Annotated in this window: 14 protein-coding genes; 8 read left to right on the top strand and 6 right to left on the bottom strand. The window is 73.3% G+C overall.

The features are described from left to right. Positions 1 to 109: 109 nt before the first annotated feature. Both BMY89_RS23830 and BMY89_RS23825 read right to left on the bottom strand, forming a co-directional pair. Positions 110 to 658 (bottom strand): DUF3558 family protein, encoded by a 549-nt coding sequence (locus BMY89_RS23830; protein WP_092382297.1) that lies wholly within the window; start codon positions 656 to 658, stop codon positions 110 to 112. Positions 659 to 713: 55 nt separating this feature from the next. After that, positions 714 to 1,193: a quercetin 2,3-dioxygenase gene (locus BMY89_RS23825; protein ID WP_092382296.1), complete on the bottom strand. Its 480-nt coding sequence runs from the start codon at positions 1,191 to 1,193 to the stop codon at positions 714 to 716. A gap of 110 nt (positions 1,194 to 1,303) precedes the next feature. Here BMY89_RS23825 and BMY89_RS23820 point away from each other — a divergent pair, with 110 nt between their 5' ends. Both BMY89_RS23820 and BMY89_RS23815 read left to right on the top strand, forming a co-directional pair. Next, a complete protein-coding gene (locus tag BMY89_RS23820; protein WP_092382295.1) occupies positions 1,304 to 1,960 on the top strand; it encodes a TetR/AcrR family transcriptional regulator in 657 nt (218 codons plus the stop codon). 98 nt (positions 1,961 to 2,058) lie between these two features. Beyond that, positions 2,059 to 3,057: an aldo/keto reductase family protein gene (locus BMY89_RS23815; protein ID WP_092382294.1), complete on the top strand. Its 999-nt coding sequence runs from the start codon at positions 2,059 to 2,061 to the stop codon at positions 3,055 to 3,057. 73 nt (positions 3,058 to 3,130) lie between these two features. On the opposite strand, the gene BMY89_RS23810 is transcribed toward BMY89_RS23815, so the two are convergent. After that, positions 3,131 to 3,922: a site-2 protease family protein gene (locus tag BMY89_RS23810; RefSeq protein ID WP_092382293.1), complete on the bottom strand. Its 792-nt coding sequence runs from the start codon at positions 3,920 to 3,922 to the stop codon at positions 3,131 to 3,133. Then, the gene (locus tag BMY89_RS23805) at positions 3,922 to 4,122 is read right to left on the bottom strand and encodes a hypothetical protein (protein ID WP_092382292.1); all 201 of its coding nucleotides are present in this window, start codon (positions 4,120 to 4,122) and stop codon (positions 3,922 to 3,924) included. Before BMY89_RS23805 ends, BMY89_RS23810 begins: the two co-directional genes overlap by 1 nt. A gap of 225 nt (positions 4,123 to 4,347) precedes the next feature. Between BMY89_RS23805 and BMY89_RS23800 the strand changes: the two genes are divergently transcribed. The 4 genes from BMY89_RS23800 (at position 4,348) to BMY89_RS23785 (ending at position 8,776) form a co-directional block, all read left to right on the top strand. Beyond that, entirely contained in the window at positions 4,348 to 4,554 is a 207-nt protein-coding gene (locus BMY89_RS23800) for a Rho termination factor N-terminal domain-containing protein (RefSeq protein WP_092382291.1), read from the top strand. A gap of 74 nt (positions 4,555 to 4,628) precedes the next feature. Continuing rightward, on the top strand, positions 4,629 to 6,656 hold the full coding sequence (locus tag BMY89_RS23795) for a bifunctional adenosylcobinamide kinase/adenosylcobinamide-phosphate guanylyltransferase (RefSeq protein ID WP_092382290.1): 2,028 nt from the start codon (positions 4,629 to 4,631) through the stop codon (positions 6,654 to 6,656). Continuing rightward, positions 6,646 to 7,419: an adenosylcobinamide-GDP ribazoletransferase gene (locus tag BMY89_RS23790; RefSeq protein ID WP_092382289.1), complete on the top strand. Its 774-nt coding sequence runs from the start codon at positions 6,646 to 6,648 to the stop codon at positions 7,417 to 7,419. The genes BMY89_RS23795 and BMY89_RS23790 overlap by 11 nt, the downstream gene beginning before the upstream one ends. Positions 7,420 to 7,486: 67 nt before the next feature. Beyond that, on the top strand, positions 7,487 to 8,776 hold the full coding sequence (locus BMY89_RS23785; protein ID WP_092382288.1) for a DUF2314 domain-containing protein: 1,290 nt from the start codon (positions 7,487 to 7,489) through the stop codon (positions 8,774 to 8,776). A 90-nt stretch (positions 8,777 to 8,866) separates the two neighbouring features. Here BMY89_RS23785 and gcvT read toward each other — a convergent pair whose 3' ends face one another. Continuing rightward, complete coding sequence (gene gcvT, locus BMY89_RS23780) at positions 8,867 to 9,991, bottom strand: glycine cleavage system aminomethyltransferase GcvT (RefSeq protein ID WP_092382287.1); 1,125 nt, start codon at positions 9,989 to 9,991, stop codon at positions 8,867 to 8,869. 162 nt (positions 9,992 to 10,153) lie between these two features. Here gcvT and BMY89_RS23775 point away from each other — a divergent pair, with 162 nt between their 5' ends. Further along, positions 10,154 to 11,725 carry a leucyl aminopeptidase gene (locus BMY89_RS23775; protein ID WP_092382286.1) on the top strand — a complete coding sequence of 524 codons (1,572 nt, stop codon included), beginning with the start codon at positions 10,154 to 10,156 and terminating at the stop codon, positions 11,723 to 11,725. Positions 11,726 to 11,828: 103 nt separating this feature from the next. Here the strand turns inward: BMY89_RS23775 and BMY89_RS23770 are convergent, their stop codons facing one another. Then, positions 11,829 to 12,158 carry a hypothetical protein gene (locus BMY89_RS23770; RefSeq protein ID WP_092382429.1) on the bottom strand — a complete coding sequence of 110 codons (330 nt, stop codon included), beginning with the start codon at positions 12,156 to 12,158 and terminating at the stop codon, positions 11,829 to 11,831. A gap of 179 nt (positions 12,159 to 12,337) precedes the next feature. On the opposite strand from BMY89_RS23770, the gene lpdA reads away from it, so the two are divergent. After that, positions 12,338 to 13,729: a dihydrolipoyl dehydrogenase gene (gene lpdA / locus BMY89_RS23765; protein ID WP_092382285.1), complete on the top strand. Its 1,392-nt coding sequence runs from the start codon at positions 12,338 to 12,340 to the stop codon at positions 13,727 to 13,729. Positions 13,730 to 13,744 lie beyond the last annotated feature (15 nt).

Here is a 13,744-nt window from a genome sequence, read left to right as displayed (position 1 = left end):
AGGCCGGTCACCCGGCCGGGTCAGCAGGGGCCGGTCAACCCGGCCGGGTCAGCAGGGGCCGGTCAACCCGGCCGGGTCGGACCACACCGGGGAACCGGCGGGCGGGCGCTCAGAGCCGGTCCCGGACCAGTTCGGCGAGCCGGATCATCGTGGGCCGGTCGCGGCGGTCGACGACGCTCGTGACGACCCGCAGCGTGCAGTACCGGTCGCCGCTGGCGAACTCGACCTCGCCGGTGGAGAACCGCATCCCGTCGGCGGCCTCCTCGGGCTCGCCGAGGATCGGATCGGCGGACGGGAGTTTCCCGTCGACGGCGGTGCCGGGACTGCCGATGCCCAGTGTCACCGAGTGGTAGGTGTCCGGGTTCTCCCAGGTACAGCCGCCTTCGGAGCCGGGCACTCCGCCCGGGTTGTCCCCGATGATGTCGGTGACCTCGGCGTCGGTCAGCAGCGAGCAGCCGTCGATCTCCTCACCGCCGGCGTCGGGCCTGGATCCGCCGGAGGCGGGGGCGGCCTGGTCCGGGCCGGTCGAGGTGGCCGGCTCGGCCGTGCAGCCGGCCAGACCCAGGCCCAGGGTCATGGCCAGGGCGATGGTCGCTGTCATCCGTGCCGCGACGACGGGACGCCGCCGGGAACCGCTGGTGCTCAGCAGCAGGGTCATGGTGGTTCTCCAGTTGAGGATCGGAAACGGTCAGTGCCCCGGGGGTTGTGATCGGTCAGTGGCCGGGCGGCGGGCCGAGCAGCTCGATGCCGTGCCGGGCGGCGGCGTGGCCCAGCGCCGCCGGATCGACCGGTGCCGGGTCCGGCAGCCGCAGCTCCGTCGCCGGTTCCCCGGCCTCGGCGACGAACCCCTCGAAGCCGGCCGGTGTGGTGATCTGCAGCACCCGCAGGGGCTCGTCGGCGCCGACCACGAACGTGTGCGGGAGGCCGACCGGCAGCAGGACGAAGTCGCCGGGTCCGGCCTTCAGCTCCTCCCCCGCGCAGTGGAACACCGCGGATCCGGAGAGGACGTAGAACATCTCGTCCTCCAGTTGGTGGCGGTGCAGCGGCGGGGCGAAGCCGGGCGGGTTGACGAACTCGACCACGGTCAGCTGCCCACGGGTCTGTGTGCCGGCGGCCTTGACGGTGACGAGGTTGCCGGTGAACCAGTACGCCTCCCCCTCGTCGTGGCGGAGTAGCTGCGGGCGGATCGACACGGGACCTCCCCTGGTCGGATGCCGACTTCGGCATACACGGCACTATTGGATAGCTGATCGCTAATCGATAGCACGTTGTCTAGTGAATACATTGCTAGTATGACCGGGTCATGGATGAAGTCAAGGACGAAAAGCCGACCCGGCCGTACCGCTCCCGGGTCCGTGAAGAGAGCGCCCGGCGTACCCGGCAGGCGGTGGTCACCGCCGCGACCGAACTGTTCGTCGCCCGGGGCTACACGGCGACCTCACTGGCCGACGTCGCCGCGGCGGCCGGCGTCGCCCGGCCCACCGTCTTCGCCGCCTTCGGTTCGAAGGCGGCGCTGCTGCGCCAGGTACTCGACGAGGCGCTGGCCGGCGACGACGAGCCGATCCCGGTCGCCCAACGGCCCTGGTACCGGCCGGTGTGGGACGCGGACAGCCCAACGGCGGTGCTCGACGCGTACGCCGACGTGTGCACCCTGATCGGCGGGCGCACCGCCCGGGTGTTCGAGACCGTACGGCGGGCCGCCGACGGATCCTCCGAGACGGCCGAGGTCTGGCAGACCCTGCTGCGCAACCGGCGTTTCGGTGCTCGGATGGTGGTCGAGCGACTGGTCACCCTGGGACCGTTACGTCAGGGGTCCGACGTGGAGCGGGCCATCGACGAGGTGTGGTTCTACAACGACCCGGCCCACTACGGCGCGCTGGTGCACGACCTCGGCTGGGACGAGCAGACGTATCGGGGCTGGCTGGCCCGGAGCATGCGGTACGCGTTGCTGCCGGACTGAGCACGGCCACCGGACCGAGCACGGCCGCCGGGGCTGATCGCGGTCGCCGGTCTGATCGCGGTCGCCGTCGATCCTGGCGAGCGGGCTAGGGTCGGAGGATGGAATTCCGACACCTGGGCCGCTCCGGCCTCATGGTCAGTGAGATCTCGTACGGCAACTGGATCACCCACGGCTCGCAGGTCGAGGAGGATGCGGCGTTCGCCTGCGTCCGGGCCGCCCTCGACGCCGGCATCACCACCTTCGACACCGCCGACGTATACGCCGGCACCCGCGCCGAGGACGTACTCGGCCGGGCGCTGGAGCAGGAGCGGCGCGAAGGCCTGGAGATCTTCACCAAGGTGTACTGGCCCACCGGCCCGGGTCGCAACGACCGGGGCCTGTCCCGCAAGCACATCATGGAGTCGATCAACGGATCGCTGCGCCGGCTGCGGACCGACTACGTGGACCTCTACCAGGCCCACCGGTTCGACTACAGCACTCCGCTGGAGGAGACGATGGAGGCCTTCGCCGACGTCGTGCACTCCGGCAAGGCGCACTACATCGGCGTCTCGGAGTGGAAGGCGTCGCAGATCCGCGAGGCCCACGCCCTCGCCCGGGAGCTGCGCATCCCGCTGGTCTCCAGCCAGCCGCAGTACTCGATGCTCTGGCGGGTCATCGAGACCGAGGTCGTGCCCACCAGCGAGGAGCTGGGCATCGGGCAGATCGTCTGGTCGCCGATGGCGCAGGGCGTGCTCTCCGGCAAGTACCTCCCCGGCCAGCCGCCGCCGGCCGGTTCCCGGGCCACCGACGAGAAGTCCGGTGCGGGCTTCATCGCCAAGTGGCTGACCGACGACGTGTTGACCCGCGTGCAGCAGCTGCGGCCGCTGGCCGACCAGGCCGGGCTGAGCATGGCCCAGCTGGCCATCGCCTGGGTGCTGCAGAACCCCAACGTGTCGTCGGCCATCATCGGGGCGTCCCGCCCCGAGCAGGTGCACGACAACGTCAAGGCGGCCGGCGTCAAGCTCGACGCCGGCCTGCTCAAGGCGATCGACGACATCGTCGACCCGGTGGCCGAGCGCGACCCCGCGCGTACCGAGTCGCCGGCGCAGCGGCCCTGACCACACCGCGCCCGGCCGGTGCGGCACGCGCCGGCCGGGCGCTCGGCGTGACCGCCGCCGACCGGTGGCCCGGTCAGCTCTGCCAGAAGCGGATCAGCTCAAGGCCGGTGGCGTAGAGCCAGGGCGGCAGGCCGATGAGGTCGCCGATCGCGAAGACCGCGTCGAAGAACCAGCCACCGATGCGCGGGTTCCACAGCAGCGCGAAGAGCAGGATGAAACCGTACGGCGCGAAGAGGTCGTACATCCGCCGGTACTGCGGGCCCAGCCACGGCTGGATCATGTTGCCGCCGTCCAGGCCGGGCACCGGCAACAGGTTGAGCAGGCTGGCGGTGACCTGTAGGAAGGCGAGCAGCGCCACGGCGGCCCAGAACTCCACCGGCCCGCCACCGGGCGCGCCGATGCGCAGCACCGCCACCAGCACCAGCGCGAAGACCACGTTGGTGGCCGGGCCGGCGAGGCTGACCAGGGTGTGCCGCAGCCGACCGGGGATCACGTGCCGGTCCACCCAGACCGCGCCGCCCGGCAGCCCGATGCCGCCGAGCAGCACCACCGCCACCGGCAACGCGATGGACAGCAGCGGGTGGCTGTACTTCAGCGGGTTGAGCGTCAGGTAACCGCGGTGGGCCACGCCCCGGTCGCCGAACCGGTACGCGAGCACGGCGTGGGCGTACTCGTGCAGGCAGAGCGAGACCAGCCAACCGGAGACGACGAAGCCGAACACGGCGAGCCGGACGTTGCCGATCCCGTGCCAGGTAAGCAGGGCGCTGGTGACCAGCAACGCGACCAGGGCTCCGAAGACCGGGCTGGGCCGGAACGCCGCCCGGGGGATGCCCAGCGCCAGCGGCTCGGCGTCCCGGGGCGCCATCACTCCGCCACGGGCAGCAGGCTCATCCGGTAATCCACCCGATCGTCCTCGAGCAGCGCGACCGAGGTGACGCCGGATGCCGCGAGCTCCCGCCAGGACTGGCCGATCCAGGACTCGGCGTCCGCCTGGCTGCCGAACGACTCGGCCGGGCCGTCGACCGACTCGCCGTTCGCGCCCTCGTACCGCCAGCTCCACGCCATGTGCGCGTCTCCCCTCGCCGCTGATGTCCCGTGGGACGGACCCCCGCCAGCGTAGTCGCACCGCCGGGCCGGCGACCCGGCCACGGGCGTCGATCGACCGCCGGCACCCCGCTCGGCACCGGCCCGGGTCTCGCGCCGAGGCAGTCCCTTCGAGTACGGCGACTGAACCATCACCGGGCGGGGTATGCCCCGCTGGAGGAGATCGTTCGCGACGGGGAGGCGGCGATGACTAAACCCATACCGGAGATGGACACGGCGCAGCTACGCGACATCGCGGTGACCGGCGGAATCCAGGGGGCACCGGAGATGGACCGGCAGGAACTGATCGACGCCCTGATCGCGCGCCCCGGCGAGGGCGCCTGGCAGGAGGATCCGAAGCCGGCCGACGTCAACCCGAACGACTACCTCCAGCGGGCTCCCGGGCAGGACTGAGCCGGCCCGGCAGCGGTCGGCGGCGGCGCGTACCTGCGATGCCTCGCCCGGCCCGCTGGCCGTAAGGTACGACCATGTCCCTAGACGGGTGGAACACGCTTCTGGTCCTCGGCGGCATCCGGTCCGGCAAGTCGGAGTTCGCCGAGTCCCTGGTGGCCGACGCGGCCACGGTCCGGTATGTGGCCACCGCGCCCAGCGGAGGCGACGACGACCCGGAGTGGGCGGGACGACTCGCCGCGCACCGCGCCCGCCGACCGGCGACCTGGCGCATCGAGGAGACCGCGACCGACCCGCGCCGGCTCGCCGACGTGATCGCCAGCGCGCGGCCGGACGAGACGCTGCTCGTCGACGACCTCGGCGGCTGGGTGGCCGTCCTGCTCGACCCGGCTCACCAGCCGGCCGACGACACCGCCACCGTCGACGAACTGGCCACCGCCGTTCGGGCCTGTGCGGCGCGGCTGGTGCTGGTCAGCCCCGAGGTCGGGCTCTCCCTGGTACCGACGACGCCGCTGGGCCGGGCGTTCACCGACGCGCTCGGCACAGTCAACCGGGCGGTCGCCGACGCCTGCGACACGGTGGTCCTGATCATCGCCGGCCAGCCGTGCCGACTGAAGCCGGTCACCGCCGAGCCGGCACCGACCGCCGTGCTCCCGCCGGTGCGGACCGCCGCCGGCAGCCCCGGTGCGACGGTGCCCACGCAGACCGGCCCCGTCAGCGCGCAGACCGGCCCCGTTAGCGTGCAGCAGGTCAACGGCAGCGGCCCCGCGCTGCCCGAGTCGCCGCCGGTGACCACCCCCGACCCGCCCGCCGACGCCACCGCCCCCGACGCCACCGCCCCCGACGCCATCGGCCCCGACGGCCCGACGGCGCCCAGCACCGCCCGCCCGGCAACCGCAGCCGAGGTGGACATCCGGCCCGGCATGCAGTTGCCGATGCCGGACGAGTACGCCGGGCCGCAGGCCGTGGAGCGGCTGGCCACCCTCGACGTGCCCGGCACCGGCCTCGGCGTGCTGGAGCAGGTGGTCTCGTTCGCCGCCGCCACCCAGGGCACCCCCACCCCGGCAGCCTGGCAGGCGGTGCGGGTGCTGCTGCTGCACGGCGACCACGCCGGTGGCGTCGCCGCCGGCACGGTGGCCGGCGAGTCGGCCCGGCGGGCCGAGCAGGCCCGCGCCGGCCAGGGCGTACTCGCCCGGCTGGCGGCCGGGAGCGCGGCCAGCCTGCAGGTGGTGGACGCCCCCACCGCCGCACCCATCGAGCACGGACCGGCGCTCAGCGCCGAGCAGGTGGAGTCGTCCCTGCGCTACGGCTGGCGGCTCGCCGAGGAGGCCGCGGACGCCGGCGTACAGCTGCTGGTGCTGGCCGCGTGTGGCGCCGGCACCGAGGCCACGGCCGCCGCGGTGCTTGCCGCGACCGCCGGCGCCGAACCGCCCGCGGTGCTCGCCCGGGTGGTCACCGGCGGCGGCGAGATCGACGACATCGCCTGGATGGCCCGCTGCGCGGCGATCCGGGACGCGCTGCACCGCACCCGCCGGTCCTCCCGCGACGCCCGGGACGTGCTGGCCGAGCTGGGCGGCGGGGACATCGCCGTCGCCACCGGCGTCCTGCTCGGCGCGACCGCGCGCCGGATCCCGGTGCTGCTGGACGGGCCCGTCGGCGTGGCCGCCGGGATGGTCAGCCGGGATCTGGCCGGGCAGACGCGGCACTGGTGCCTGCTGGCCGACCACGGCGGGCACCCCGCCGTGGCGCTCGCCGCCGACGTGCTCGGCCTGACGCCGCTGGCGGAGCTGCGGCTCGACCTCGGCGAGGGGGCGAACGCGCTGACCGTGCTGCCGTTGCTGCGCTCGGTGCTGGCGCTGGCCGCCGCCCTGCCGCCCCGGCCGGACGAGCCGGCGGCGGGCGCGGGCGAGGACGGACCGGCGGCGGGTGAAGACGGCCCGGCGGCGGGCGAGGACGGCCCGGCGGCGGGCGAGGACGGGTCGGAGCCCGAGCCCGTCGAGGAGACCGAGCCCGACTTCCGCGAGCCGGAGCCCCACGGACCGGGGCCGGCGACCACGCAACCGGCACCCCAACCGGCGGACAGCTCCGGCTCGCGTGCCGGCTGAGCCACGCCTGCGCGACGGAGCGCGGCTGGCACTGACCACCCTCACCGTCGCGCCGGTGCGCGCCGGCCGGATCGACCGGGTCACCGCCGGCACGGCGATGGCGCTCGCCCCGGTGGTCGGCGCGCTGCTCGGCGTACCGCTGGCGGGTGTGCTGTTGACGCTCGGCGCGGTCACCGCGCCGCTGGTCGCCGCCGCGGTGACCGTCGCCGTCGGTGCCCTGCTGACCCGGGGGCTGCACCTGGACGGGCTGGCCGACACCGTGGACGCGCTCGGGTCGTACCGGCGTGGTCCGGCCGCGCTGGAGATCATGAAGAAGCCTGACGTCGGGCCGTTCGGCGTGGTCGCGCTCGTACTCGTCCTGCTGGTGCAGGCCGCGGCGCTGGCGGAACTGGCCGGCCGGTCCTGGCCGGCGACGCTGGCGGCCGTGGTGACGGCGGTCGCCGCCGGCCGGCTGGGGGTGACGCTCGCCTGCCGGCGGGGCGTTCCGGCGGCCCGCCCGGAGGGCCTCGGCGCGCTGGTGGCCGGCACCGTCGGGCCGGTCGCGCTGGCCACCGGGACGATCGCCGTCGCGCTGCTCGCGGTCGCGGCGGTGCCGGAGCGTCCCTGGCAGGGGCCGGTCGCCGTGCTCGGCGCGCTCGCCGTCGCGGCCGGGCTGCTCAGGCACGTGGTACGCCGCCTCGGCGGGATCACCGGTGACGTGCTCGGCGCGACCGTCGAACTGGTCACCACGCTGGTCTACCTGGGACTGACCCTGTCCGGCTGATCCGGCCGGTCGACGCCGGGTAGCGTTCTCCCACGACAGCACCGGCGCGGCCACCCGGGGGAAACACATGCTCATCACCGACGACTTCCTGCCCGTCCCGGTCCCGGAGTCGCTCAGCGCGACGTACCTGGTGCCGACGGTGGGACTGCCATCGGTGACCGCGCGGACGGCGGTGAGCGGGCTGGCCGGCCGGCTCGCCGAGCCGGTGCACGGGTTGGCCCGGCAGATGCTGGACAGCCCGCTGATGAGCGTCGACGTGCGGCCGATCGGCGAGTTCCCGGAGCTGCCGCCGGATCTGCTCAGCGCGTTCGGGGCGGGTGCGGAGCAGCTGGACCGGCTGGCCGCCGCGAGCCACCTGGTGGTGGTGCAGGCCGAGTACCGGCCGGGCTGGCCGCCCGCGCACGAATGGGCCGCCCGGGCGGTGGCCGCCGCGGTCGCGGAGACCGTCGGCAGCGACGTGGTGGACGTCTTCGGTCTGCAGTTCCTGGACCCGGCGGCGGCGCTGCGTACGCTGCCCGACGCCCAGGGTCGGGTGCGGCTGGTCGACTGGGTGCTCGTCCCCTACTCGTCGGATGCCGAGGGACTCTGGTTCACCACCAAGGGGCTGCGCCGCTTCGGCCTGCTGGAGTTGCAGACCCAGGGCGTGCCCGACCATCTCACCCGGGCCTGGGGTGCGGTGATGACCGGCGCCGCCCGGCGGCTGCTGCGCGACTGGACCGACGGGCTGACCGGCGACGACGTGCCGGCGTTCGTGCAGCTGCCGGTGCTGGCGACGGTGACCGGGCACGACATCGCGGTGGCGTACGGCAATCCGGAGCAGCACGGGGCGACCGCGCCGGTGCTGCTCCGGCTGGAGCTGGATCCGGCCACCGACCCGGAGGCCGACTCGTTCCTGAGCCTGCGCCCGCCGGCCGGGCATGCCGGTCCGGCCGGACGGTACTTTGCCGCCGCCTGCGCCACGCTCTTCGCCGGCATCCAGCCCGACGTGCGCTACGCCCGTGCGGACGACGCGATGAGTCGGGCGGTCGCCACCGCCCGCGCCGGCCTCGGCGACATCCGGGCCCGGTTCCGCGGCGGGCGCCTGCCCGCCGAGACCCAACTCGTGGTCAAGTACGGCCTGCCGGGTGTCGACGGCCCCGAGTACGTCTGGGCCGGCGTCACCTCCTGGGACTCCCCGGAGCGGATCGTCGGCGTCAGCGCCAGCGACTCCAACACCGATGCCACGGTGCGGATCGGCTCCCCCGTCGCGGTGGAGGCCGCCGACATCGTCGACTGGGCCGTCCTCGACGCCACCGGCGTCATCGAGGGCGGCTGGACCCAGGCCGTCCTCGACGCCGGCAACCCCCCCACCCCCTGACCATCACTGTTGATCAAGAAGTTTGGGTCAGATCTCGCCGTGATCGGCGACGCGAACTTCTTGATCAACGCGGTCTCGGCTTCGGGTGGGTTACTTGACGGAGGGGTGGACGAAGGGGGGGCGGGTCAGGCGGACGGGGGTGCGGCGGTTGCGGATGTCGACGTGCAGCTCGGCGCCGTCGGGAAGGGCGGGGGCGGTGTCGATCAACGCGAGGGCGATGCCCTGCTTCAGCGTCGGGCTGAAGGTGCCGCTGGTGACGGTGCCGACCCGCTCGTCGCCCGAGTACACCGCCATGCCCGCACGTGGAATGGCGCGGTCGACGGCCGCCAGGCCGCGCAGCGTACGGCGAGGGCCGGCGGTCTTCTCCGCGAGCAGCACGTCACGGCCCCAGAAGGCCGGCTTGTCCCAGCCGACCGCCCAGCCCGAGCGGGCCTGCACCGGCGTGATCTCCAGCGACAGGTCCTGGCCGTGCAACGGGTAGCCCATCTCGGTGCGCAGCGTGTCCCGGGCACCCAGCCCGCAGGCCCGGGGCGCCGGCTCGGCGGCGAACAGCGCGTCCCAGACCGTGACCGCGTCACCGGCCGGTACCACCAGCTCGTAGCCCAGCTCACCGGTGTAGCCGGTCCGGCACACGGTCAGCTCGACACCGTCGAGCGTCGCCGCCGAGAAGCTCATGTATCCGTGCTCGGTGGGCAGGCCCAGGCCGCTCAGCAGCTGCGCCGACCGGGGGCCCTGCACCGCCAGCACGGCGTACGCCTCGTGCTCGTCGGTCACCGTGACCTGCGGTGGCGCGGCGGCGCGCAGCCGGCGCACCACCTCGGCGGTGTTCGCGGCGTTCGGGATGAGGAAGACGTGGTCGTCGGCGTGCAGATAGACGATGATGTCGTCCACCACGCCGCCGGTGGCCTCGTCGCAGCAGAGGGTGTACTGCGCCCGGCCCGGCCCGATCCGTCCCAGGTCGTTGCTGAGGCAGGCGTCGACGAACTGGGCCGCTCCCGGGCCGGTCACCCGCACCTTGCCCAGGTGCGAGACGTCGAACACGCCGACCTCGGTACGCACCGCGGCGTGTTCCCGGAGCACCCCGCCGCCGGCGTACTCCAGCGGCATCTCCCAGCCGCCGAACGGGGCGAACTTGGCGCCGAGCGCGGTGTGTCGCTCACCCAGCGGAGAACGACGCAGCCGGGTCACGGCGGCATCGGTGGTCACGTCGGTCATGGGTGCAACTTACCGGGACGCCCCCGGCTGGTTAGCATCGGCGAGACCGTCGGATCACCCGGCGGGGCAGCAACGACGTCCGGCGGGTAAATCATCCGCCGGGGAACCTAACCGCCGGTACGCCACCCCGCGACCGGCCCGGCCCGCCCGGGAGCAGCCTCCGTGACATCGCCCAGCACCACCCTGAGCCTGGTCGACACCGACCCCGCCGAGCTCGCCGTCGACGCGATCGTGATCGGCGTGCACGTTACGACCGGCGAACAGGACGCCACCAGCGGCCTCGCCGGCACCCTGCTGCTCGCCAGCGGTGCCGAGAGCATTGCCGCCGCCTTCGACGGCAAGCTGACCGAGACGCTCGCGCTGCTCGGTGCGACCGGCGGCCCGGGCGAGGTGATCAAGCTGGCGACGCTGGGCACCGTCACCGCTCCGGTGATCGCCGCGGTCGGCCTGGGCCCGGAGCCCAGCGGCGCGGCGCCCGCGCCGGAGGCGCTGCGCCGGGCGGCGGGAGCCGCGGTGCGGGCCCTGGCCGGCGCGCCCCGGGTGGCCGTCGCGCTGCCGCTGCCCGACGACGCCGACGCCAACGCCGCGCTGCGCGCGGTCGCCGAGGGCGCGCTGCTGGGCGGGTACCGCTTTGCCGGGTACAAGACCCGTCCCCAGCCGACCCGGCGGGAGCCGGTGGCCGAGGTGCTGGTGGCCGTGCCGGACGCCGCGGACGCGGCAGCCCAGGCCGAGGTCGTCCGGGCTGCGACGGTGGCCGCCGCGGTCCGGCGTACCCGGGACTGGGTCAACATCGCCCCGAACGAGCAGCGCCCACCGGCCTTCGCCGACGCGGTCGCCGAGGCCGGTCGCGGGGCGGGCCTCGAAGTGGAGGTGCTCGACGAGGTCGCGCTGCGCGAAGGTGGGTACGGCGGCATCATCGCCGTCGGCCAGGGCTCGGAGGCCCCGCCCCGGCTGGTCAAGCTGACCTACACCCCGGACGGCGGCGGCACCGGCAAGCGGGTCGCCCTGGTCGGCAAGGGCATCACGTTCGACACCGGCGGCGTCTCGATCAAGCCGGCGCAGGGCATGTGGGAGATGAAGTCCGACATGGCCGGGGCGGCGGCGGTGGCCGCCACCATGCTCGCGGTGGCCGAGTTGAAGCCGCCGGTGGCGGTGACCGCGTACGTGCCGATAGCGGAGAACATGCCGTCGGGGACCTCGTACCGGCCGGGCGACGTGATCACCATGTTCAACGGCAAGAAGGTGGAGGTGCTCAACACCGACGCCGAGGGCCGCATGATCCTCGGCGACGCGATGGCGCGAGCCTGCGCGGACGGCTGCGACTACCTCCTGGAGACCTCCACCCTCACCGGCGGGCAGGTGGTCTCGCTGGGCAAGCGGATCTCCGGCGTGATGGGCACCACCGAGCTGTGCGAGCGGGTCCGCACCGCCGGCGACGCGGTCGGTGAGCCGGCCTGGCCGATGCCGCTGCCGGACGACGTACGCAAGGGCATGGACTCCGACGTCGCCGACATCTCGCAGGTCAACGCGGGCATGGATCGGGCCGGCCACATGCTCCAGGGTGGGGTCTTCCTGCGCGAGTTCGTCACCGACGACGTCTCCTGGGCGCACCTCGACATCGCCGGGCCGTCCTACCACCCGGGCGAGGCCACCGGCTACTGGACCAAGGGCGGCACCGGCGTGCCCGTCCGCACCCTGCTCCACCTGATCGACGACGTCGCCGCCAACGGCTGACGTGCAAGGAGGGGCCCCTGTTAACGCCTGGCGTATAGCAGGGGGCCCCTTTTAACGCCCTGGCCCGACCGGCCGCCGGCGCGGCGCGGTGCGGTGCGGTGTGTCAGTACCGCTCGGGGCGGCGCTTGCGGCGCTCGTTGTAGTCGCGCATCCGCTGCGGGTAGCCCATCAGCGCGACGTCGTAGATCGGGATACTCAACCGGTACGCGAAGCGCCGCGCACCGTCCGGCCCGTCGATGCGGCGCCGGGTCCACTCACCGTCGTCGGCGATCAGGATGACGGTGGTCTCGGTGACCGTGGTGCGAGGCTCGATGAACGCCTCGACGCCCTTTCGGCTGCGGATAAAGTTCTCAAGGTGCTCCAGGTCGGCACGATTCACCGTACGGTCGGGGTCAGCCGCGCGTGCCCGCTTACGTCGCCGGAACAGTCCCACCGAGCCGTCTCCCCACCCGTCCGTCATCGAAAGCAGTGCCAAGGGTACGTGGCCGCGACGTGTCGTTGGGCACCTCGGTACGCGGGTGCCGCGCGGTGGTGACAAGATGACCGGGGTGGGGTGTGTCCTTGTTACCCCACCGTGACCCCCGATGCAGCGAAGCGACCTGGGAGTTGGACGTGAGCGAGCCGAACGACGCAACCTTCGACATCGTCATCCTCGGAGGTGGTAGCGGCGGCTACGCGACCGCCCTGCGCGCCGTCCAGTTGGGCCTGACGGTCGCGCTGGTCGAGAAGGGCAAGCTGGGCGGCACCTGCCTGCACAACGGCTGCATTCCGACCAAGGCGCTGCTGCACGCCGCCGAGATCGCCGACCAGACCCGCGAGTCGGAGCAGTTCGGCGTCAAGGCCGAGCTGGTCGGCATCGACATGGCGGGGGTGAACTCGTACAAGGACGGCGTGGTCTCCCGGCTCTACAAGGGCCTGCAGGGCATGCTCAAGGGCAACAAGTCGATCACCATCGTGGAGGGGCACGGCCGGTTGGTCGCCCCGAACACGGTCGAGGTGGACGGCAAGCGGTACACCGGCCGCAACGTGGTGCTGGCCTCCGGCTCGTACGCCAAGAGCCTGCCCGGCCTGGAGGTCGACGGCGAGCGGGTCATCACCAGCGACCACGCCCTGACCCTGGACCGGGTGCCGACCTCGGCGATCGTGCTCGGCGGCGGCGTGATCGGCGTCGAGTTCGCCAGCGTGTGGAAGTCCTTCGGGGTGGACGTGACCATCATCGAGGCGCTGCCCCGGCTGGTCGCCGCGGAGGACGAGGAGTCGTCCAAGGCGCTGGAGCGGGCGTTCCGCAAGCGGAAGATCAACTTCAAGGTCGGCAAGCCGTTCGAGAAGGTCGAGAAGACCGACAACGGCGTCAAGGTGACCATCGCCGGCGGCGAGACCGTCGAGGCCGAACTGCTGCTGGTCGCCGTGGGTCGGGGCCCGAACACGGCCGACCTCGGTTACGAGGAGCAGGGCGTCAAGATCGACCGCGGCTACGTGCTGACCGACGAGCGGCTGCGAACCGGGGTGCCGAACGTCTACGCGGTCGGCGACATCGTGCCCGGCCTCCAGCTCGCCCACCGCGGCTTCCAGCAGGGCATCTTCGTCGCCGAGGAGATCGCCGGCCAGAACCCGGCGGTGATCGACGAGGCGGGCATCCCCCGGGTGACCTACTGCGACCCGGAGCTCGCCTCCGTCGGCCTCACCGAGGCGAAGGCCAGGGAGCAGTACGGTGCCGACAAGGTCAAGACCTACAACTACAACCTCGGCGGCAACGGCAAGAGCCAGATCCTCAAGACGGCCGGCTTCGTGAAGCTGGTGCGGATCGAGGACGGTCCCGTGGTCGGCGTACACATGGTCGGCGCCCGGGTCGGCGAGTTGGTCGGCGAGGCGCAGCTGATCTACAACTGGGAGGCGTACCCGGGCGAGGTGGCGCAGCTCGTGCACGCCCACCCGACGCAGAACGAGGCCCTGGGCGAGGCGCACCTCGCCCTCGCCGGCAAGCCGCTGCACGCGCACGCCTGACCACGACGTATCCGC

The organism is Micromonospora phaseoli (assembly GCF_900109115.1).
Classification (GTDB): domain Bacteria; phylum Actinomycetota; class Actinomycetes; order Mycobacteriales; family Micromonosporaceae; genus Micromonospora; species Micromonospora phaseoli.
This window is presented reverse-complemented; position numbering and strand designations above follow the sequence as displayed.